This is a genomic window from Klebsiella terrigena (assembly GCF_012029655.1).
In the GTDB taxonomy this organism is placed as follows: domain Bacteria; phylum Pseudomonadota; class Gammaproteobacteria; order Enterobacterales; family Enterobacteriaceae; genus Klebsiella; species Klebsiella terrigena.
Genome location: NZ_CP050508.1, coordinates 221,964 through 243,752 on the forward strand (window position 1 = coordinate 221,964; position 21,789 = coordinate 243,752).

Here is a 21,789-nt window from a genome sequence, read left to right on the forward strand (position 1 = left end):
TATGTCCTTGCGTGCTTTAGTCGCAGTCATGGTTACGACGACGATGATGGTGCTTCCCCGCGCGTGGGCAGATACCGCCTGGGAAAGCTATAAATCCCGTTTTATGATGGCCGATGGGCGAATCGTTGATACCGGCAACGGCAGCGTTTCTCATACCGAAGGGCAGGGGTTCGCCATGCTGCTGGCGGTCGCCAAAAACGATCGCCCTGCCTTTGATAAGCTGTGGCAGTGGACGGATAAAACGCTGCGTAATAAAGACAACGGGCTTTTTTACTGGCGCTACAATCCCGTCGCGCCGGACCCTATTGCGGATAAAAACGATGCGACCGACGGCGATACCCTGATCGCGTGGGCGCTGCTGCGCGCCCAGCAGCAGTGGGGTGATAAATCCTACGGCATCGCTTCAGATGCCATCACCGCGTCGCTGCTGAAGTCTACGGTCATCACCTTTGCCGGTCATCAGGTGATGCTGCCCGGTGCGAAGGGCTTCAACCGCAACGATCATGTCAACCTCAATCCCTCCTACTTTATTTTCCCCGCATGGCAGGCCTTTGCCGCGCGTACGCACCTGACGGCGTGGCGTAAGCTGCAGAGCGACGGGAAGGCGCTGCTGGGTAAAATGGCGTGGGGTAAGGCGCAGCTGCCCAGCGATTGGGTGGCGCTGAGAGCGGACGGCAGAATGGAGCCGGCAAAGGAGTGGCCGCCCCGGATGAGCTACGACGCGATTCGCATCCCGCTTTATCTCTCCTGGGCCGATCCGCAAAGCGCCCTGCTGACGCCGTGGAAAAGCTGGTTTCAGAGCTATCCGCGGCTGCAGACTCCGGCGTGGGTCAACGTCAATACCAACGACGTGGCCCCGTGGTTTATGGCCGGCGGCCTGCTGGCCGTTCGCGACCTGACCACCGGAGAAGCGCAGGACGATCCGCAGCTTAGCGCGCAGGATGACTATTACTCTGCCAGCCTGAAGATGCTGGTCTGGCTGGCGAAGAACGACCGCCGCCAGGCAGCTACCGGTGTCTGAACGGGCCGCGGGGGTGAAACCCTGCGGCCTTTTTCGTTTTACTGCGGGTACGGAACCCAGCTTCCGCCGTTCAGCTGTACGTAAGGTTTCCCCTGATACTGAATGACGATGGCGTTGGCGTTCTCCGATACCGCGGCGCTCTGCGGCAGGTTGGCGGTGTACTGCGGCCAGTTCACGTTATCCTGGGTAAACATTTTGCCGTCGAGGGCGCGAACCACCAGCTCAGAGATCGCCAGATAGCTGCTCGGCTGATCGATAACCAGCGGCGCGCCCTGGCGCGGCTCCTTCATGCCGAAGAACTTCACCGCGGCCGGAACGTTAGTAATTGACGGGCTTGGGATATCGCGCAGGCCGGAGACCTGCATTTTATCGCCCTTCAGCGCCCCGCCGTGCTCCGGCACCACCACCACCATAACTTTACGGCCCGACTTTTCCAGCCCGGTAAAGAAGTTGTCCAGTTCATCAAAGAGCTTCTGGGCGCGCACCTTGTAATCGGCCGTTTTGCTCTGGCCCGGGAAGTGGTTGCCATCGTGGAGCGGCAGAATGTTGTAGAAGGTCGCGGTGCGCGCATCGCCCTGCTTATCTTCCGTTTCCAGCCAGCGGTTCAGGGTCGCCAGATCGTCATACACCGGCGAGCCGTCGAAGGCCTGCAGGCTGACCGGCAGACCTTTCTGGTCCATCAGCGGGCTTTGCATGCCGCCCAGGCTGCGCAGCTCCTTCAGGAAGTCGCCAAACAGGCCGTTGTGGCCCAGCATCAGCTGCTGGTTGAAGCCAAGCTTCGCCAGGTTTTCAAACAGGTAGCACTCGCTGCCCGACGGCTGATACAGGTTGGAGTGCGACAGCTGGCCGCAGCTGGCGCGGAGCAGGCGAACCGCCGCCGGGCCGCTGTAGGAGGTCGCCGAGTTAAAGTTTTTGAACACGATATCAAAGTGCTTCCACAGCGGATGGTCCATCAGCCCGGCGGCTTCGATATCGGACCATGACAGGGAGCAGATATTAATCACCAGCAGATCAAACGGCTGGGCATCCGCCGGCAGCTGCTGCGGGAACGGCGTTTTACGCTTCTGCTCCGAGGCATAGAACGCATTCAGCCAGCTGGTGAGGTTGGCGGAAGTCGGCGGTTCGGTCTGCGGCGGAATATCGCCGTTAGCGGAAGCGCTGCCCGCCGCTGTTCCCCCGGCGTTGGTGGCGGTGATGACCGCGGTGGTTGCCGCCGCCGTCGTCGGCTGGCCGGCTGGCCACAGGGTAAAGGAGGGGAGCAGCGGGCTGACGGCGAGCCATATCATCATCGCCGAGACCAGCACCGTGACGCGCAGCCACTGGCTGATAAACAGCCACAGGACCAGCAGCACAAAGAAGGCGCCGACCATATTCCAGTTAATAAAGCGGGTCACCAGGTCCCAGATATAATCCGCGCTAAAGCCGGCAAGCTGGGAGCCCTGGCTGAAAATACTCTCCGGGCCGGGCAGCCAGGTGTCGTGCCAGAACAGCGCGATACCGACCGGGATCGCCACCCAGTGGCGCAGGCGGTGCAGCTTATATTTCGGCAGCGGTACCAGCAAAAAGGCGAGAAACACCAGGTTAAGCATCGGGTGGAAATTAAGATATCCCGCCCACAGCAGAGCAAACTTCACCAGAAAGTAGAAATTCCACCCGGCAAGGCCGCGCCAGTATTGCCAGAGCGGAAGCGGCGTTGCGGTAGTTTTTGGATTGGTCATTTATTCACTTTGCCTTGCTTAGCCGTCGCATCCCGGCGCAGTACGCCAGCCGGTTTAACGTAACGGGGTTTAAAGAACATCAATCGTAAGGTGGTGCGGATACGGCGCTGGTAGTGGCGCGTAAGGTAACCTAACGGGAAAAACAGCAGCGCGCAGAGCACCACCAGCTGAATAATATCGCTAAGAGACATCATGACTTTTGCTCCACGTCGGTGGACAGCCGGTGCGGCTCGGGTATCCGGCGCCAGCTGCGCCCGTCGTGGGTGGCGTTGATCGCCTCGTTTTTGCCTACCGTAATGGGCAGCGGCGTGTTCCATTTATCCGCCGTGATGCCGCGCATCAGCAAGATTTCTGCGGTGATTTGTTTATCTTCAAACCAAATCATGCGGTTAGAGAATATGTCACCGGTAGGAAGCGGGAAAATATGGTTCAGCGCCGTATCCAGATCGTTGACGCGACAAAATGAGAGAAACAGCACCAGCCGGTTGTTGCCGATGGTCATGATATCGCCCATGCGGTTGGGCTTGCAGAGCGTCAGCGCCTGCTCAACGCGCAGGCCCGGCGCCGGACGTAGCGCAACCATCACGCCTTTGCTGTCCGCAGGCAGCATGGTGTTGGCCATGATGTTATAGACCGCGGAGCAAAAGTCGTCCCACTTCTGATAGCCGCGCAGCTTGAGCGGCTGGCTCCAGGCTATAAGGGTGGCGAAGTCTTCCGGAATATGGCGGCTAAATTTCTGTTTCTGAACGCTCTCAATGAGCGTCAGGCAGCGCGACAGCGGCGCGCCGCTGGGGATGACCATATTAGCGCCGCTACTGAGTAGCAGTCGTTCATCGGTAGCGCGCAGGCAGGGAGTCTGTTCGCGGACAATGATTTTTAATGCACTTCCGCGCTGGCGGCGCAGGGTATGAATATGGCGCCCCAGCTGCTCGATCTGTACATTTTGCGTTACGCTGAACAGCAGGGTTGCCGCCTGCGCCGTTCTGGCGGCATTAAACACGGCGTCGTTGGTATCAAACAGCGTCCAGTATTCCGACAGCGCCGGGGCACCCTCAAGGACGCGTAAATTGCTTAATACGATCTTTTCATCGCTGCGCGGCTGGACGATTGTTTCTTCTTCCTGCGCCAGCCGCCATCCGGCCTGGTCTTGTAAAACAACCAGCTGCTGCTGCGCGCTCATTCCCTTTTCACTGCCCCACCAGGCAATATCAAACAGGAAGTTATCGCCCTGATAGCGGATGCTGGCGAGACCAGAAAGAGAACGATACTGATATAATAGCGGAGACAGCTGCTTATCATTATCATTACCCGAATTAAGTACTAATAAGGCACAATTGTGGTATTTGGCCCATCGCGATGACTTTTCTACCCATTTGCATAATTGTTCACTTTTAATATTTTGCCAGGCATTTTCAGCGCATAGCAGAATAAATAGATAATTGCCAGGTTCAAGCGAACAGAGTAAATCACGATGCATTTCTTCTAACCCTTCCGTGAGGTTCGGTAGGGTAAATAACACGATTTTTTCCGGGCCGTTGTGATTATCTAATGAAATGATTTTACTTGGTTTCTCACCCATTACGATCGCTGCAACCTTGCCGTCTTTAGCCTGCGCGGCCAGCGTATGGTTGAGCAGACTTACCGCATCAACATAGCGGTCAACGTTGAGCCACCATACCCCGCCAACGGGCATATGGCTGACCTCGTCCCATAATGACGAAATACCCAAAGTATATACGATATCCACGACGCCCCTCACCAGCCCTGATTTACACTGGATTAGTTTACTAGCGAAAGCGGCAGAGTAAACCTAACATTGAAATTAAAGAGCATCGGTCTTAGCATATAGAGCAATTTAAGAATGAGCCCGGTACACTTCGGTTATTATTTATGTGTTGTTTGAATGGACAGAGAAATGCCAGGAAAAGAGCCTGTAGTGCCCTCAGATGCAACGCTGGGTTATACCTTTCAAAATGATTTCCTGGCGTTAAGCCGGGCATTTTCCCTGCCTGAAATTGATTACCACGACATTTCCCGACGCGAGCAGCTAGCTGCGGCGCTGAAACGCTGGCCACTACTGGCAGAATTAGCAGAAAAAAAGTAAAAAGTAAGGACGCCGTCGATGGCTATTCTTGGATTACAGGGCATCCGTGGCGGCGTGGGCACAACGTCGATTGCCGCGTCGCTCGCCTGGGCGCTACAGCTGCTGGGGGAAACGGTACTGGTGGTTGATGCCAGTCCGGATAACATGCTGCGCTTTTTTTTCAACGTCGATGCCGACCATCGTGAAGGTTGGGCGCGCTCCTTAATTGACGGCGGCGACTGGCGCGATGCCGGTATGCGCTACACCTCCCATATTGATATTTTGCCCTTTGGTCAGCTGACGCCGGGTGAAAGAGAACATCTCGACAGGCTCTACCCGACGCTGGATCCCCTGGCCGCTATCGTGCAGCAGCTCGGCCAGCAGGGCGATCGTCGCTGGGTGCTGCTCGATTTACCCGCCGATTTTTCCCCGCTGACCCGCTCGCTGCTCGACGTCTGCGACCGTACGCTGGTGGTGGTGCATCCGGACGGCAACAGCCATATTCGCCTGCATCAGCAGGCGCTGGCGGCGAATCGCGATATTCTGATCAACGATCTGCGGGTGGGCAGCCAGCTGCAGGAAGATTTATATCAGCTCTGGCTGGAGAGCCAGCGGCGCATTCTGCCGATCGCCATCCATCGCGATGAGGCGATGGCGGAGTGCCTGGCGGCGAAGCAGCCGCTGGGTGAGTATCGGCAGGACTCTCTGGCGGCAGAAGAGATCCTGACCCTTGCCAACTGGTGCCTGCTGCACTACTCCTCCGACCGGGAGGCGCAATGATGCGCCTGAGCACGCTGCTGCTGGCTCCTCCGGTTGCCGAACGCCTGAGCGAACGCTACGGCGACTATCGCCAGCACGGCGCCTCGTGGCTATCGGCGACGCTGGGCTGCCTGTGGGCGGCGCTGGCGTGGGCGCTGATACCGCTGGAAACGCCGCGCTGGCAGGCGATCCTCACCAGGCACGGCGACTATTTCCCGCATATTAATCCCCATCGGCCGCGGCCGCTCGATCCGCTGCGCTACCTGCTGCAGTCGGTGTGGCTGCTGGTGACGCGGGTGCCCGAGCCTGAGAAAAAGGTCAACTGGCGCTCGCTGGTGGCCCTTGAAGGCGTGCACGGCCGCTATGCCCAGTGGATGGACCGGCTCCCCGAACGGGTGAACACCCGCACCGGTCATCTGGATAAATACAAAGAGCTGGCGCATCTCAATCCAAAGCTGCGTAAGGCGATCCTCAGCGTGGTGGTTTTTTTCTCGCTGATCCTGGCGCTGCTCTGCATCACCCAGCCGTTTAACCCGATTTCACAGTTTATCTTCCTGCTGCTGCTGTGGGGCGTGGCGCTGCTGGTGCGGCGCATTCCGGGGCGCTTCTCGGCGCTGATGCTCATCGTGCTCTCGCTCACCGTCTCCTGTCGCTATATCTGGTGGCGCTATACCTCGACGCTGAACTGGGACGATCCCGTCAGCCTGGTGTGCGGGCTGGTGCTGCTGTTTGCTGAAACCTACGCCTGGCTGGTGCTGGTGCTGGGGTATTTCCAGGTAATCTGGCCGCTCAACCGTCAGCCGGTGCCGCTGCCCAAAGATATGGCCGAGTGGCCGACGGTCGATATTTTTGTGCCGACCTATAACGAAGACCTCAGCGTGGTGAAAAACACCATTTACGCCTCTCAGGGCATCGACTGGCCGAAGGACAAGCTGAATATCTGGATCCTCGATGACGGCGGGCGGGAAGAGTTTCGCCAGTTTGCCAAAGACGTGGGGGTGCACTACATCGCCCGTGAGACGCACGAGCACGCGAAGGCAGGCAATATCAACAACGCGCTGAAGTATGCCAGGGCCGAGTTCGTCTCTATTTTTGACTGCGACCACGTTCCGACGCGCTCATTCCTGCAGATGACCATGGGCTGGTTCCTGAAAGAGAAAAAGCTGGCGATGATGCAGACGCCGCACCACTTTTTCTCCCCGGACCCGTTTGAACGCAACCTCGGGCGTTTTCGTAAAACACCGAACGAGGGCACCCTGTTTTATGGCCTCGTGCAGGACGGCAACGATATGTGGGACGCCACCTTCTTCTGCGGCTCCTGCGCGGTGATCCGCCGCGGCCCGCTGGATGAGATCGGCGGTATTGCCGTCGAAACGGTGACCGAAGATGCGCACACCTCCCTGCGCCTGCACCGCCGGGGCCATACCTCCGCCTATATGCGTATTCCGCAGGCTGCCGGCCTGGCGACCGAAAGCCTGTCGGCGCATATCGGCCAGCGTATCCGCTGGGCGCGCGGGATGGTGCAGATTTTCCGTCTCGACAACCCGCTGTTCGGTAAAGGGCTGAAGCTGGCGCAGCGGCTGTGCTACGTCAATGCGATGATGCACTTCCTGTCCGGTATTCCGCGGCTGATCTTCCTGACCGCGCCGCTGGCCTTTTTACTGCTGCACGCCTATATCATCTATGCGCCCGCGCTGATGATCGCGCTCTTTGTGCTGCCGCATATGATTCACGCCAGCCTGACCAACTCGAAGATTCAGGGTAAATATCGCCACTCCTTCTGGAGTGAAATCTACGAAACGGTGCTGGCCTGGTACATTGCGCCGCCGACCTTCGTCGCGCTGATTAACCCGCATAAGGGCAAGTTCAACGTTACCGCGAAGGGCGGTCTGGTAGAGGACGAGTACGTCGACTGGGTTATCTCTCGTCCCTACATCTACCTCGTGCTGCTTAACCTGGTTGGCGTCGCGGTCGGCATCTGGCGTCACTTCTACGGCCCGGAAAACGAAATATTGACCGTGTGGGTCAGCATTGTGTGGGTGTTTTATAACCTGATTATTCTCGGCGGCGCGGTGGCGGTGTCGGTGGAAAGCAAGCAGGTCCGCCGCTCGCACCGCGTGGAAATGAACATGCCGGCGGCGATTGCCCGCGAAGATGGCCACCTCTTCTCCTGCACCGTCCACGACTATTCTGACGGTGGGATAGGGATCAAAATTCACGGCAAAGCGCAGGTCCTGGAAGGGCAGAAGGTCAACCTGTTGCTCAAACGCGGGCAGCAGGAGTACGTCTTCCCGACGCGGGTAGCCCGCGTGAACGACAGTGAAGTCGGCCTGCAGCTGCTGCCGTTGACCAATAAGCAGCATATCGATTTTGTGCAGTGTACGTTTGCCCGCGCCGATACGTGGGCGCTTTGGCAGGATAGCTTCCCGGAAGATAAACCGATGGAAAGCCTGCTGGATATCCTGAAACTGGGGTTCCGTGGATATCGTCACCTGGCGGAGTTCTCCCCGCCGTCGGTGAAGGTTATTTTCCGCTCGCTTACCCTGCTGGTTGCCTGGATAGTCTCGTTTATTCCCCGTCGTCCCGAACGCGCCGCGGCGATACTAACTTCGGAACCAGAAATGGCTCAACAATGATGATAATGCGATGAAAAGAAAACTCTCCTTGATTTGTGCAGTGGCGGTGGGAATGGCTGGCTGGTACCCCTTCGCGTCTTACCCGGAACCAACGGCGGCCATTACTGCGGCACCGACCGCTGCCGCGCCGCTAACCGCCCCTGAACCTACTCTTGCGCAAGACCAGCCGACGGCGAACGTCGTTGACCCGGCCGCGCCGGTGGTGGTGGTGGAAAATGTCCCGACCCGCGACGTCAAGCTGAGCTTTGCTAAAATCGCCCCGGCGCCTGGCAGCATGGTGCTGCGCGGCGCGCGTCCCGATGGCTCGGTGGAATTCGGCATGCGCAGCGACGAGGTGGTGGCTAAGGCGCTGCTGAATCTCGACTATACGCCGTCGCCGTCGCTGCTGCCGGTACAGTCGCAGCTGAAGGTCTACCTCAACGATGAGCTGATGGGCGTTCTGCCGGTCACCAAAGAGCAACTGGGTAAAAAGGTTAAAGCGCAGATCCCTATCGATCCGCTGTACATCACCGACTTTAACCGCGTGCGCCTCGAGTTTGTCGGCCACTATCGCGACGTTTGTGAGAACCCGGCCAGCAGCACGCTGTGGCTGGACATCGGGCGCGACAGCAACCTGGACCTGACCTATCAGTCGCTGAAGGTGCGCAACGATCTCTCCCATTTCCCGGTGCCGTTCTACGACTCCCGGGATAACCGCCCGCTGAACCTGCCGATGGTTTTCGCCTCCGCCCCAGACGGGCAGCAGCAGCAGGCGGCGGCGATTGTCGCCTCCTGGTTTGGCAGCAAGGCCGGCTGGCGCGGTCAGCAGTTCCCGGTCTATTTCAACGCGCTGCCGGATCGCAACGCCATCGTTTTTGCCACCAACGACAGGCGCCCGGATTTCCTGCGCGAGCATCCGCCGGTGAACGCGCCGACCATCGAAATGATTGACCACCCGGACAACCCGTACGTCAAGCTGCTGGTGGTGCTGGGTCGTGACGATAAGGATCTGCTGCTGGCGGCGAAGGGCATTGCGCAGGGCAATATCCTGTTCCGCGGTAACAGCGTGGTGGTGGACGACGTTAAGCAGCTGCAGGCGCGCAAACCTTACGATGCGCCAAACTGGGTGCGGACCGATCGCGCGGTGACCTTTGCGGAGCTGAAGACCTACGAACAGCAGCTGCAGTCCAGCGGACTGGTGCCGGACTCGATTAACGTGGCGCTCAACCTGCCGCCGGATCTCTATCTGCTGCGCGCCAACGGCATCGATATGGATCTGAAATATCGCTACACCATGCCGCCGGTCAAAGATAGCTCGCGCATGGATATCAGCCTGAACGACCAGTTCCTGCAGTCGTTCAGCCTCAACAGCTCTCAGGACGTTAACAAGCTGATACTCCGCCTGCCGGTGCTGCAGGGGCTGCTGGACGGTAACTCTGCGGTGACGATTCCGGCGCTGCGCCTGGGCGCCATGAACCAGCTGCGCTTTGATTTCCAGTACATGAACCCGATGCCGGGCGGCTCAATTGATAACTGTATTACCTTCCAGCCGGTACAGAACCACGTGGTGATCGGCGACGACTCGACGATTGATTTCTCGAAGTATTACCACTTTATCACCATGCCGGACCTGCGGGTCTTTGCCAACTCGGGCTTCCCGTATAGCCGGATGGCCGATCTCGCCGAAACCCTGGTGGTGGTGCCGAAAACCCCGACCGAGGGCCAGGTTGCCACCCTGCTGGAGTCCGTTGGCGGCATCAGCGCTCAGACCGGCCTGGCGGCGATCAATATCCAGATTACCGATGACGGCAGCCAGGTTAAGGGCAAAGACGCCGACCTGCTGCTGATCGGCTCGATTCCACCTGCGCTGAAGGACGATACGCAGATTAACCTGCTGGTTGAAGCGACGAAAAGCTGGGTGAAAATGCCGATGCGCCACTACGAGCTGCCGAGCATTTATCCCGACGATGAAGCCCGGACGCCGAACACGCGCGCGGACATCACCTCTTCCGGACCGATGGCGGCCATTATTGGCTTCCAGTCGCCGTATCACGACCAGCGCAGCGTCGTGGCGCTGCTGGCGGACAGCACACGCGGCAACGAACTGCTCAACGATGCGCTGAACGACAGCGGTAAACGAGCGGCGATGTTCGGCTCGGCGGTGGTGGTGCGTGAATCCGGCGTCAACAGCCTGCGGGTGGGCGATGTCTATTATGTCGGGCATCTGCCGTGGTTTGAACGCATCTGGTTTGCGCTCTCCAGCCATCCGGTGCTGCTGGCTATTCTGGCGGCGGTCAGCATCGTGCTGCTGGCGTGGGTACTGTGGCGGATGCTGCGTATCGTCAGCCGTCGTCGCCTGCACCTGGATGACGAGTAATCCATGATGAATGCGCTACGCACAGGGGTGACATTGCTATTGGTGCTGGCGGCGGCGCAGGTCAGCGCCGCCTGCCGGTGGCCGGCCTGGGATCAGTTCAGGAAAGAGTACGTCAGCGCCGAAGGGCGCGTCGTTGACCCCAGCGATCCGCGAAAAATCACCACTTCGGAAGGGCAGAGCTACGGCCTGTTCTTTGCCCTGGCGGCCAACGATCGCGATGCGTTCGGCAAGCTGCTGCAGTGGACGCAAAACAACCTCGCCGAGGGCGACCTGCGCGCGCGCCTGCCCGGCTGGCTGTGGGGCAAAAAGAGCGACAGCGAGTGGACGATGCTGGACAGCAACTCGGCCTCCGATTCGGACCTGTGGATAGCCTGGTCGCTGCTGGAAGCCGGGCGCCTGTGGCAGATGCCGCAGTACGTTGAGACGGGTAAAGCGCTGCTGTCGCGGATTGCGCAAGAAGAGGTGGCGGACGTGCCGGGGCTGGGGCCGATGGTGCTGCCGGGGAAGGTCGGCTTTGCTGACGATAAGGGCTGGCGCTTTAACCCCAGCTACCTCCCGCCGCAGCTGGCGAACTATTTTGTCCGCTACGGCGCCCCGTGGCCGAAGCTGCGCGATGGCAATATCCGCCTGCTGCTGGAGACGGCGCCCAAGGGCTTCTCCCCTGACTGGGTACGCTACGAGAAAGGTAAGGGCTGGGAGCTGAAGGCGGATAAACCGATTATCGGCAGCTACGACGCGATCCGCGTCTATCTGTGGGTCGGCATGCTCAACGACGGCGATAAGCAGAAGACGCGCCTGCTGGCGCATTTTAAACCGATGGCGCAGCAGACCATCAGCCAGGGCCTGCCGCCGGAAAAGGTGAATATCGCCACCGCGAAGACCGCAGGAAATGGCCCGGTGGGCTTCTCGGCCGCGCTGCTGCCGTTCTTACAAAATGAGGATGCCCGGGCCGTTCAGCGCCAGCGCGTCAGCGACAACTATCCCGGCGCGGACGCGTACTACAGCGCGGTCCTGACCCTTTTTGGCCAGGGATGGGATCAACATCGTTTTCGCTTTACCGCCGATGGCGAATTACAACCTGACTGGAACCAGGAATGCGCAAGTTCTCACTAACGTTTATCACCCTGGCCCTGGGGGCTGCGCTTCTGCCGCTGGCGCAGGCCGCGACCACGCCTGCTCAGGACCATCTGCTGGAACAGGTGCGGCTGGGGGAAGCGAGCAATCGTGAAGATCTGGTGCGTCAATCGCTGTACCGGCTGGAGCTGATTGACCCGAATAACCCGGACGTTATCTCCGCGCGGATGCGCTATCTGCTGCGCCAGGGCGATACCGATGGCGCAAAGAAACAGCTCGATCGCCTGTCGAAGCTGGCTCCGGACTCGACCGCCCTGAAATCCTCGCGCAGCGAAATGAACCTCAGCACCGGCGACGGGCGCCAGGCGCTGCAGCAGGCGCGCCTGCTGGGCGTGTCGGGGCATGTAGAAGAGGGCGTGGCCGCATTTGAAAAGCTGTTCAACGGCCCCCCTCCGGACGAAACGCTCGCCATTGAGTATTGGTCGCTGGTCGCGCGGCTGCCGGCCCGGCATAACGAAGCCGTCCTTGAGCTGAAAAAAATTAACGCCAGATCGCCGGGCAACGTTGCCCTGCAAACCGAGCTGGCTAAGCTGATGTTTGCCGACAATAAGCCGGATGAAGGATTCGCTTGGCTAGAGCAGATGTCGCGCTCGGCCGCCGGGCGCAGCACCGCCGCCTCGATATGGTTCGACAAAATAAAAGATATGCCGGTCAGCCGCGCCAGCGTGCAGGCGCTTCAGCGCTTTCTGCTGCTCTTCGCCACCGGCGAATCGGCGGCCAATGCCCGGGTGCTGCTCGAGCAGCAGCAGGGGCAGCTCAAAGACCCGACCTTCCTCGCCCGCTCCGAAGGGCTGGCGGCGGTTAAAAGCGATAAGCCGGGTCAGGCGGTGGCGGATTTACAGCAGGCCGTCCGCGCGGATGCCAGGGACAGCGACGCCGTGGGCGCGCTGGGCCAGGCCTATTCGCAGCGCGGGGATCGCGCCCGCGCCGTGGCGCAGCTGAATAAAGCGCTCGCCATGGACCCGGATAGCCCGAATCGCGACAAATGGCGCAGCCTGCTGCAGACCAACCGCTACTGGCTGCTGATTAAGCAGGGCGACAGCGCGCTGAAGGCCGGGCAGCTGGCGCAGGCGCAAAGCGCCTACGCGCAGGCGCAACGGGTGGATAGCACCGACAGCTACGCGGTCCTTGGCCTCGGCGACGTGGCCGCCGCGCGTAAAGAGAGCGCCGCGGCGCAGAGCTACTATCAACGCGCGCTGCGCATGGATCGCGACAACAGCCTGGCGGTACGCGGGCTGGCGAACCTCTATCGTGCGGAGTCGGCGGAGAAAGCCAGCGCCTTTATCGCCGGGCTGACGCCGTCCCAGCGGCGCAGCATTGACGATATTGAGCGCAGCCTGGCGAACGAACGTCTGGAAAAGCAGGCTGAAGCGCTGGAGAGCCAGGGCAACTGGGCGCAGGCTGCGGAAGTGCAGCGTCGCCGTCTGGCGCTCGACCCCGATAGCGTCTGGATAACCTACCGGCTGTCGCGAGATTTAGTGAGCGCAGGCGAGCGGGCCGAGGCGGATACGCTGATGCGCACGATGGTCAATCGTAAGCCCGGCGACGCCGATCGGGTCTACGCCTGGGGCCTTTATTTATCCGGCAACGACCAGGACGATATGGCCCTAGCGCAGATTAACGCGCTGCCGCGTAGCCAGTGGAGCGATAATATTCGCGAGCTTGAGGCGCGCCTGCAGAGCGACAATATTCTGCGTCAGGCCAACGGGCTGCGCGAGGCGGGCGAGGAAGAGCAGGCGATTGCGCTGATTAAGCAGCAGCCCGCGTCGGTGCGCTACGATCTGACCCTCGCCGACTGGGCGCAGCAGCGCGGCGACGCGCAGACGGCGATCCTCCAGTACAACGCGGCGTTGAGCAAAGAGGCCAACAACGGCGACGCGCGCCTGGGGCTGGCGGAAGTCTACCTTGCCGAGGGCGACAAAAACGCCGCCCGCGCGCAGGTCGCGCAGCTGAAGGGCGAGGACGCCGAATCGATCAATATGCAGCGGCGAGTGGCGCTGGCCGAGGCCGGACTGGGCAACGCGGCGCAGGCGCAGCAGATCTTTAGCCGTATCACCACCCAGGCGAAAGCGCAGCCGCCGTCGATGGAGAGCGCGCTGGTGCTGCGCGATGCGGCGCGGTTTCAGGCACAAAACGGCCAGCCGCAGCAGGCGCTGGAAAGCTATAAAGACGCGATGGTGGCCGCTGGCGTTGCCACGGCCCGTCCGCAGGATAACGACGCCTTCACCCGCCTCACCCGCAACGACGCGAAGGATGACTGGCTTAAGCGTGGGATCCGCAGCGACGCGGCGGATCTTTATCGTCAGCAGGATCTTAACGTCACGCTGGAGCATGATTACTGGGGGTCCAGCGGTACCGGCGGCTATTCCGATTTAAAAGCCCAAACGACGATGCTGCACGTGGATGCGCCGCTGGCCGACGGCCGGATGTTCTTCCGCACCGATTTGGTCAATATGAACGCCGGCAGCTTCTCAACCAACAGCGACGGCAGCTATTCGCCGAGCTGGGGCACCTGCGGAGAGATTGCCTGCACCAACGGTAGCCTTCACCAGAGCGACGGCGGGGCGAGCGTGGCGGTCGGGTGGAAGAACGACACCTGGAGCGGCGACATCGGCACCACGCCGATGGGCTTTAACGTCGTCGATGTCGTCGGCGGTCTGAGCTACAGCGACGATCTTGGCCCGCTGGGCTACACCCTCAATCTGCACCGTCGGCCGATTTCCAGCTCCCTGCTGGCGTTTGGCGGGCAGAAGGACAGCCCCAGCCATACCGGTAAAACCTGGGGCGGGGTGCGCGCCGACGGCGGCGGCATCAGCCTGAGCTACGACAAAGGGGAAGCCAACGGCGTCTGGTCTTCGCTGGGAGCCGACCAGCTCACCGGCAAAAACGTCGCCGACAACTGGCGCGTGCGCTGGATGACCGGCTACTACTATAAAGTTATCAACGAGGATAACCGCCGCGTGACGGTCGGCCTGAGCAATATGCTCTGGCACTATGACAAGGATCTCAGCGGCTATACTCTGGGACAGGGCGGTTACTATAGCCCGCAGGAGTACGTCTCTTTCGCGGTGCCGGTGACCTGGCGTCAGCGTACCGAAAACTGGTCGTGGGAGCTTGGCGGCTCCGTCTCCTGGTCACACTCGCGGACGAAAACCCAGGCGCGCTATCCGCTGCTGAACCTCATTCCCTCTGAGTATCGCGCCGATGCCAGCCAGCTTAGCGAGGAGGGCAGCAGCAGCCAGGGCTTCGGCTATACCGCCCGGGCGCTGGTCGAACGGCGGGTGACCGGCAACTGGTTCGTGGGCGCGGCGGTTGATATCCAGCAGGCCAAGGATTACACCCCGAGCCACGCGCTGCTCTACGTTCGCTACTCGGCCTCCGGCTGGCAGGGCGATATGAATATGCCGCCGCAGCCGCTGGTTCCCTACGCTGATTGGTAGCAGAATAGGCTGAATTACGCGATCAACCGTCACTCCACCCCCGTGTTCGCGTATACTCGTCGTACTTCGCGCCGCGGGGGGTATCTCCCCGTTCGCGCTGCGCTAATCGCGACGCCGGCCCGGCGTGTCCGCAAGCCCGAGGGCGGTGCCTGGTACCCGTCCTGGCGATCCGTTTGGCGCTCTCTGTCGGGCGTTTGCGCGCTATTTCGCAGAGACAATCAGCCGCAAAATACCGGCGTTGAAGGACGAAATCCGGACAGTATTCAGTATCAGTGGAGAACACAGTTGCGCGTCAGCCGCTCACTTACAATTAAACAGATGGCGATGGTCGCAAGCGTGTCCATGGCATTTGTATTGGTCTTTTGCTCTATTTTACTCTTTCACTTTGTGCAACAGAGTCGCTTTACTACGGCCACGCAGTTAGAAAGCATCGCCCGTTCCGTTCGCGAGCCGCTCTCTGCGGCGATCCTGAAGGCGGATATTCCTGAGGCGGAAGCCATTCTCGGTCGTATCCAGCCCGCCGGCATCGTCAGCCGGGCGGACGTGGTGCTGCCGAACCAGTTCCAGGCGCTGCGGATGCGCTTTATTCCCGAGCGCCCGGTTCCGGTGATGATTACCCGCATGTTTGAGCTGCCGGTACAGATATCGCTGCCGATCTACTCCCAGGAACGCCCCGCGAACCCGCAGCCGCTTGCCTATCTGGTGCTGCAGGCCGACTCATACCGGATGTATAAATTCGTGATGAGCACGCTTTCAACGTTAGTGACTGCTTACTTTCTGCTGGTGCTGGTTCTGACGGTGTCGATCACCTGGTGCATCAACCGGCTGATCGTCCGTCCGCTGCGTAAGGTGGCGCGTGAACTTAACGACGTTCCGCAGCAGGAGCGTCTCGGGCATCAGCTGACCCTGCCGCGGCTGCATCACGATGATGAGATAGGCATGCTGGTGCGCAGCTACAATCGCAACCAGCAAACCCTGCTGCGCCGGTACGATGAGCTCTCTTTACAGTCCACCCGCTTCCCGGTCTCCGACCTGCCGAATAAGGCCTTCCTGATGGCGCTGCTCGAGCAGGCGGTGGCCCGCCCGCAAACCTCGGCGCTGCTGGTGGTCGCCTGCGAAACGCTGCAGGACACCGCCGGCGTCCTGAAGGAGGCCCAGCGCGAAATACTGCTGCTGACGCTGGTGGAAAAGCTGCGGTCAATCATCCCCTCGCGCATGGTGCTGGCGCAGGTCAGCGGCTATGACTTTGCGATTCTGGCCAACGGCATTACCGAGCCCTGGCAAGCGGTGACGTTAAGTAAGCAAGTGCTCACTGCAATCAGCGAGCGTCTGCCGCTGCACGGTATCCAGCTTCGCCCCTGCGCCAGCGTCGGAATTGCGATGTTTAACGGCGAGCTGAGCGCGGAGCAGCTCTACCGACGCGCGGTTTCCGCTGCCGTCGCCGCGCGGCGCAAAGGTAAAAACCAGATTGAGTTCTTCGATCCGCTGCAGATGGAGAAGGCCCAGCGCCGGCTGATGGAAGAGCACGATATTCTGGCGGCGCTGGATAATCAGCGTTTCGCCATCTGGCTGCAGCCGCAGGTGAATATCGCCAGCGGCGAAGTGTGCGGCGCGGAGGTTCTGCTGCGCCAGCGCCAGGAGGATGGCAGCTGGCTGCTGCCGCCGGATCTGATTGAACGCATTGAGGCCTGCGGGCTGATTGTCCCGGTCGGCTACTGGGTGATGGAAGAGGCCTGTCGCCAGCTTGCGGCATGGCAAAGCCAGGGCATTATGCTGCCGCTATCGGTGAACGTGTCGCTGCTGCAGCTGCTGCATCACGACCGGGGAACGGAGATGCTGACCCTGCTGTCGCGCTATCGCATTGCGCCGGGCACGCTGATTATCGAAATTACCGAAAGCCGCCGGCTGGACGATCCGCGGATGGTCGTCTCCCTGCTGCGCCCGCTGCGCGAGGCCGGGGTGCGCATCGCCCTCGATGATTTTGGCATGGGTTACGCCGGGTTGCGCCAGCTCCAGCATATGAAGTCGCTGCCGGTCGATATCCTGAAAATCGATAAGGCCTTCATCGATATGCTGCCCGAAGATACCAGCATGGTGCCGGCGATTATTCAGCTGGCGCGCGGCCTTAACCTGCGCATTGTGGCGGAAGGCGTTGAGAGAGAGGAGCAGCACCGGTGGCTGCAGGAAGCCGGCGTCGATATCGGCCAGGGCTACCTCTTCGGTTGCGCTTTACCGCAGGAGGCGTTTGCGGCGCAGTTTTTGCCGGTGAATGAAGAGGGTGCAAGCCTGTAACGGGAGGCTGACTTGTGCGAGTCAGCTCTAAGTTTTTAACAATTCCGTTGCAATTTCGCGCTTAGTTATTTCTGAAATGTTTCCCGGGTGTTACTTTTAAGCCACAGACGACCTATAACCCTTCCAGGTCTGTGGTTATACCCAAAGGACACCCTATGAAAACCTCTCTCTTCAAAAGCCTTTATTTTCAGGTTTTGTCGGCCATTGCGATCGGTATTCTGCTGGGCCATTTCTACCCGGAACTGGGCGCGCAGATGAAACCCCTCGGCGACGCCTTCGTTAAACTGATTAAAATGGTTATTGCACCGGTTATCTTCTGCACCGTCGTGACGGGGATTGCCGGGATGGAAAGCATGAAGGCCGTTGGCCGTACCGGTGCGGTAGCGCTGCTCTATTTTGAAGTTGTCAGTACCCTCGCGCTGATTATCGGACTTATCATCGTCAACGTGGTGCAACCCGGCGGCGGCATGAACGTCGATCCGGCCACCCTTGATGCGAAGGCGGTGGCGGTCTACGCCGAGCAGGCAAAAGATCAGGGCATTGTCGCCTTCCTGCTGGATATTATTCCCGGCAGCGTGATCGGCGCTTTTGCCAGCGGTAACATCCTGCAGGTGCTGATGTTTGCGGTGCTGTTTGGTTTTGCCCTGCATCGCCTGGGCAGCAAGGGCCAGCTGATTTTTAACGTTATCGAAAGCTTCTCGCAGGTGATCTTCGGCATCATCAACATGATTATGCGCCTCGCGCCGATTGGCGCCTTCGGGGCCATGGCCTTTACCATCGGCAAATACGGCGTCGGCACCCTCGTGCAGCTGGGCCAGCTGATCGTCTGCTTCTACATCACCTGTATTCTGTTTGTGGTGGTGGTGCTGGGCTCCATCGCGCGGATCACCGGCTTTAGCATCTTTAAATTCATCCGCTATATCCGCGAAGAGCTGCTGATCGTTCTCGGGACCTCCTCGTCCGAATCGGCGCTGCCGCGCATGCTGGACAAGATGGAGAAGCTGGGCTGTCGCAAATCTGTCGTGGGGCTGGTTATCCCCACCGGCTACTCGTTCAACCTTGACGGCACCTCCATCTACCTGACGATGGCGGCGGTATTTATTGCCCAGGCGACCAACAGCCATATGGATATTTTCCACCAGATAACGCTGCTGGTGGTGCTGCTGCTCTCCTCGAAAGGCGCCGCCGGCGTCACCGGCAGCGGTTTTATCGTCCTGGCGGCCACCATTTCTGCCGTGGGCCATCTACCGGTTGCCGGCCTGGCGCTGATCCTCGGTATCGACCGCTTTATGTCCGAAGCGCGCGCGCTGACCAACCTCGTGGGCAACGGCGTGGCGACTATCGTGGTGGCGAAATGGGTGAAAGAGCTGGATTCCCAACAGCTTGATGATGTCCTCAATAACCGTACTCCGGCGAACAAATCGCACGAATTATCCTCTTAAATCCATCTGTTAGGCCCGTTGTCCCTTGCTGGACTCCGGGCTCCTGCGCATAATTAGGTATCGCTCCCCGGGGTTGGGGAGTGATACTAAATGATTATTTTACGTCTCCGTGCGACATTTTCCTCTCCGCGTGGTCTAACCGACGTACTGACTCACCATATTTTTTGGCAGCCCTCCAGCGGGCTGCTTTTGTAACCAGGAATGTTCATCAGGGGTTCACATGCAGGGCACAAAAATTCAACTCTTAACGGGTGGTTTGCTGATGATGGCAGCGGCCGGTTATGTGCAAGCAGAAGCGCTCCAGCCTGACCCGGCCTGGCAACAGGGGACTCTCGCCAACGGACTTCAGTGGCAGGTTTTAGCTACTCCACAGCGTCCGAGCGATCGTATTGAAGTCCGCCTGTTCGTCAATATTGGCTCGCTGAGTGAAAGCACTCAGCAGAGCGGTTTTAGCCACTTTATTCCCCGCCTGGCCTTAACGCAGAGCGGCAGCCTTCCGACGATGCAGGCGCGCTCCCTGTGGCAGCAGAGCATCGATCCGAATCGTCCGCTCCCGCCGGCGCTCGTCTCCTATAGCTACACCATGTTTAACCTCAGCCTGCCGAATAACCGCAACGACCTGCTGAAGGAGGCGCTGAGCTGGCTGGCCGACGCCAGCGGGAAGCTAAAGGTGACGCCTGAAGCGGTGAATCACGCCCTGCAGGGCGGCGACATGGTCGCGACCTGGCCGCTGGATACCAAAGAGGGCTGGTGGCGCTACCGGCTGAAAGGTTCCACCATGCTGGGGCATGATCCCGCCGCGCCGCTGAAAACCCCGGTCGACGTTGCGCAGCTGAAAGAGTTTTATCAGAAATGGTACACCCCGGACGCCATGACGCTGATCGTCGTGGGCAACGTTGATAGCCGTAACGTAGCGGAGCAGATCAACAAAAACTTCGGCGAGCTGAAGGGCAAACGAGAAACGCCGGCCGCGGTGCCGACGCTGGCTCCGCTGCCGACGACGCCGGTCAGCATCATGACCAATACCGTGCGTCAGGATAAGCTGTCGATCATGTGGGACTCTCCGTGGCAGCCTATTCGCGATTCGGTCGCGCTGCAGCACTACTGGCGCGACGATCTGGCCCGCGAGGCGCTGTTCTGGCACGTGCAGCAGAACCTGAGCAAAAACAATATCAAAGACGTGAACCTCGGCTTTGATTGCCGGGTGCTGTACCAGCGCGCCCAGTGCGCGATCAACATTGAATCGCCGGGCAACAAGCTCAACGCGAACCTGATTGCGGTGTCCCGCGAGCTGGCGAAGGTCCGCGATAACGGCTTACCGCAGGATGAGTTCGATACCCTGATTGCGCAGAAAAAGCTCGAGCTGCAAAAGCTCTTCGCCACCTACGCGCGTACCGATACCGATATTCTGATCAGCCAGCGCATCCGCTCGCTGCAGAATCAGGTGGTGGATATCGCGCCGGAGCAGTATCAGAAGCTGCGTCAGGAGTTTCTTGATTCTCTGACCGTCGATATGCTGAATCAGTATCTGCGTCAGCAGCTGTCGCAGGATATGGCGCTGGTGCTGCAGCAGCCGCAGGGCGAGCCGGAATATAACATGAAGGATCTGAAGGCGACGTGGGAGAAGCTGATGGTGCCTGCGCCAACGGCGACGACGGCGACGGCCGGAAGCGGCGAGGCTGCCGAGGCGCGCAGCGACGCGACGGATATTCCCCCCGCCCAGTAGGTTCGGTTGACGAGGCTCTTCCCGGGCTGCGGCGCTGATGGCGCAGCCCGGGCGAAGGTTACTGCGGCATCGCTTCGCGCGGAATAATCGCCCCGCGATACTGAATGACCGTACTGGCGGTCAGGTGCCCGCGCGCGGCTGCGGACCGGGCGTCACCGCCGGTCAGGCGCACGGCGAGGTAGCCGGCGCTGAATGAATCGCCGGCGGCAGTGGTATCAACCACCTTCTCTTTCGGCAGCTTCACGGCAGGGATCTCCTGCTGCGGCTCGCCGACAATCGACACCAGGCACGAGTCCGCCCCGCGTTTTATCACCACCTCTTTGACGCCGGCGGCATGCGTGCGGGCAATCACTTCTGCTACCGGTTTTTCACCCCATAGCGCATCTTCGTCATCCAGCGTCAGGAAGGCGATATCGGTGCAGGTCAGCATTTGCTGATAAACCTGCTGAGTCTCTTCTTTGCTGGCCCACAGGCGCGGGCGGTAGTTGTTGTCGAAAATCACCTGCCCGCCGTTAGCGCGGCATTCGCACAGCAGCGTAAGCAGCTTCTCGCGGCTCTGCGGGCTGAGAATGGCGAGGCTAATTCCGCTGAGATAGAGGTAGTCAAAGGTCGCCAGCTCTTCGCAGATCGCGGCAGATTGCTCGCTCTCCAGCCAGAATTTTGCCGCCGCTTCGTTGCGCCAGTAGTAAAACGTCCGCTCGCCGGTATCGTCGGTTTCGATGTAGTAGAGCCCCGGTAAACGGTCGGCCATACGCTGGATAAGATCGGTTTTGACCTCCTCGGCCTGCCAGGATTCCAGCATCTGCTGGCTGAAGGCGTCCGTCCCAAGCGCGGTAACGTAGTGCACGGCGAGCTCGCTGGCGTCGGTCTGACGCGCAATGTAGACCGAGGTATTTAAGGTGTCGCCGCCAAATCCACGGTTTACCGCCGCGTTTTTCTCTGACAGCTCAATCATACATTCGCCGATAACGGCAATTTTTTTAGACATCATCATGACCTGAGATTGAATCGGAATTAGCGCTAGTGTGCGCCGCGTCGTTTTTATGGTCAACTATATTAAAACATCGTTCCATTATTTTTTTGACATCAGGCGCGTAATGTGACGAAAGGCGCATTTGTCGGAGAAAGATGCGCTTTTCAACTATATTCAGGACTGACGAGGAGCAAAGGAGCTGAGAGGGT

14 protein-coding genes are annotated in these 21,789 nt (G+C 59.8%); 10 read left to right on the forward strand and 4 right to left on the reverse strand.

Annotated features, from left to right (window positions below):
• Position 1 precedes the first annotated feature (1 nt).
• Complete coding sequence (locus tag HCK03_RS01025) at positions 2-1,021, forward strand: glycosyl hydrolase family 8 (protein ID WP_167691034.1); 1,020 nt, start codon at positions 2-4, stop codon at positions 1,019-1,021.
• Positions 1,022-1,059: 38 nt separating this feature from the next.
• Here the strand turns inward: HCK03_RS01025 and bcsG are convergent, their stop codons facing one another.
• The 3 genes from bcsG to bcsE are packed head-to-tail and all read right to left on the reverse strand — an operon-like array spanning position 1,060 to position 4,486.
• Positions 1,060-2,739, reverse strand: coding sequence for a cellulose biosynthesis protein BcsG (bcsG, locus tag HCK03_RS01030; RefSeq protein ID WP_041143130.1), 1,680 nt, complete (start codon positions 2,737-2,739; stop codon positions 1,060-1,062).
• The gene (gene bcsF, locus HCK03_RS01035; RefSeq protein WP_041143129.1) at positions 2,736-2,933 is read right to left on the reverse strand and encodes a cellulose biosynthesis protein BcsF; all 198 of its coding nucleotides are present in this window, start codon (positions 2,931-2,933) and stop codon (positions 2,736-2,738) included. Before bcsF ends, bcsG begins: the two co-directional genes overlap by 4 nt.
• On the reverse strand, positions 2,930-4,486 hold the full coding sequence (bcsE, locus tag HCK03_RS01040; RefSeq protein ID WP_041143128.1) for a cellulose biosynthesis protein BcsE: 1,557 nt from the start codon (positions 4,484-4,486) through the stop codon (positions 2,930-2,932). The genes bcsF and bcsE overlap by 4 nt, the downstream gene beginning before the upstream one ends.
• 168 nt (positions 4,487-4,654) lie before the next feature.
• Between bcsE and bcsR the strand changes: the two genes are divergently transcribed.
• From bcsR to HCK03_RS01085, 9 genes are all read left to right on the forward strand, one after another.
• Complete coding sequence (bcsR, locus tag HCK03_RS01045) at positions 4,655-4,843, forward strand: cellulose biosynthesis protein BcsR (protein ID WP_071844861.1); 189 nt, start codon at positions 4,655-4,657, stop codon at positions 4,841-4,843.
• Between the two features lie 18 nt (positions 4,844-4,861).
• The gene (bcsQ, locus tag HCK03_RS01050; protein WP_123552502.1) at positions 4,862-5,602 is read left to right on the forward strand and encodes a cellulose biosynthesis protein BcsQ; all 741 of its coding nucleotides are present in this window, start codon (positions 4,862-4,864) and stop codon (positions 5,600-5,602) included.
• Complete coding sequence (gene bcsA / locus HCK03_RS01055; protein ID WP_041143126.1) at positions 5,599-8,217, forward strand: UDP-forming cellulose synthase catalytic subunit; 2,619 nt, start codon at positions 5,599-5,601, stop codon at positions 8,215-8,217. The genes bcsQ and bcsA overlap by 4 nt, the downstream gene beginning before the upstream one ends.
• Positions 8,218-8,227: 10 nt before the next feature.
• Entirely contained in the window at positions 8,228-10,573 is a 2,346-nt protein-coding gene (gene bcsB / locus HCK03_RS01060; RefSeq protein ID WP_143717621.1) for a cellulose biosynthesis cyclic di-GMP-binding regulatory protein BcsB, read from the forward strand.
• A gap of 3 nt (positions 10,574-10,576) precedes the next feature.
• Positions 10,577-11,686, forward strand: a complete 1,110-nt coding sequence (gene bcsZ, locus HCK03_RS01065) for a cellulose synthase complex periplasmic endoglucanase BcsZ (protein ID WP_185019743.1) — start codon at positions 10,577-10,579, stop codon at positions 11,684-11,686.
• A complete protein-coding gene (gene bcsC / locus HCK03_RS01070) occupies positions 11,668-15,147 on the forward strand; it encodes a cellulose synthase complex outer membrane protein BcsC (RefSeq protein WP_167691035.1) in 3,480 nt (1,159 codons plus the stop codon). Before bcsZ ends, bcsC begins: the two co-directional genes overlap by 19 nt.
• A gap of 285 nt (positions 15,148-15,432) precedes the next feature.
• Positions 15,433-17,439, forward strand: coding sequence for a biofilm formation regulator HmsP (gene hmsP / locus HCK03_RS01075; RefSeq protein ID WP_041143122.1), 2,007 nt, complete (start codon positions 15,433-15,435; stop codon positions 17,437-17,439).
• A gap of 155 nt (positions 17,440-17,594) precedes the next feature.
• Entirely contained in the window at positions 17,595-18,881 is a 1,287-nt protein-coding gene (locus tag HCK03_RS01080; protein ID WP_041143121.1) for a dicarboxylate/amino acid:cation symporter, read from the forward strand.
• A 220-nt stretch (positions 18,882-19,101) separates the two neighbouring features.
• Positions 19,102-20,607 carry a M16 family metallopeptidase gene (locus HCK03_RS01085; RefSeq protein WP_041143120.1) on the forward strand — a complete coding sequence of 502 codons (1,506 nt, stop codon included), beginning with the start codon at positions 19,102-19,104 and terminating at the stop codon, positions 20,605-20,607.
• A 58-nt stretch (positions 20,608-20,665) separates the two neighbouring features.
• Here HCK03_RS01085 and kdgK read toward each other — a convergent pair whose 3' ends face one another.
• Positions 20,666-21,595 carry a 2-dehydro-3-deoxygluconokinase gene (kdgK, locus tag HCK03_RS01090; protein ID WP_167691036.1) on the reverse strand — a complete coding sequence of 310 codons (930 nt, stop codon included), beginning with the start codon at positions 21,593-21,595 and terminating at the stop codon, positions 20,666-20,668.
• Positions 21,596-21,789 lie beyond the last annotated feature (194 nt).

Coding starts and splice junctions, on each gene's coding strand:
- HCK03_RS01025 (WP_167691034.1), top strand. CDS start 2: ATGTCCTTGCGTGCTTTAGTCGCAGTCATGGTTACGACGACGATGATG.
- bcsG (WP_041143130.1), bottom strand. CDS start 2,739: ATGACCAATCCAAAAACTACCGCAACGCCGCTTCCGCTCTGGCAATAC.
- bcsF (WP_041143129.1), bottom strand. CDS start 2,933: ATGATGTCTCTTAGCGATATTATTCAGCTGGTGGTGCTCTGCGCGCTG.
- bcsR (WP_071844861.1), top strand. CDS start 4,655: ATGCCAGGAAAAGAGCCTGTAGTGCCCTCAGATGCAACGCTGGGTTAT.
- bcsQ (WP_123552502.1), top strand. CDS start 4,862: ATGGCTATTCTTGGATTACAGGGCATCCGTGGCGGCGTGGGCACAACG.
- bcsA (WP_041143126.1), top strand. CDS start 5,599: ATGATGCGCCTGAGCACGCTGCTGCTGGCTCCTCCGGTTGCCGAACGC.
- bcsB (WP_143717621.1), top strand. CDS start 8,228: ATGAAAAGAAAACTCTCCTTGATTTGTGCAGTGGCGGTGGGAATGGCT.
- bcsZ (WP_185019743.1), top strand. CDS start 10,577: ATGATGAATGCGCTACGCACAGGGGTGACATTGCTATTGGTGCTGGCG.
- bcsC (WP_167691035.1), top strand. CDS start 11,668: ATGCGCAAGTTCTCACTAACGTTTATCACCCTGGCCCTGGGGGCTGCG.
- HCK03_RS01080 (WP_041143121.1), top strand. CDS start 17,595: ATGAAAACCTCTCTCTTCAAAAGCCTTTATTTTCAGGTTTTGTCGGCC.
- HCK03_RS01085 (WP_041143120.1), top strand. CDS start 19,102: ATGCAGGGCACAAAAATTCAACTCTTAACGGGTGGTTTGCTGATGATG.
- kdgK (WP_167691036.1), bottom strand. CDS start 21,595: ATGTCTAAAAAAATTGCCGTTATCGGCGAATGTATGATTGAGCTGTCA.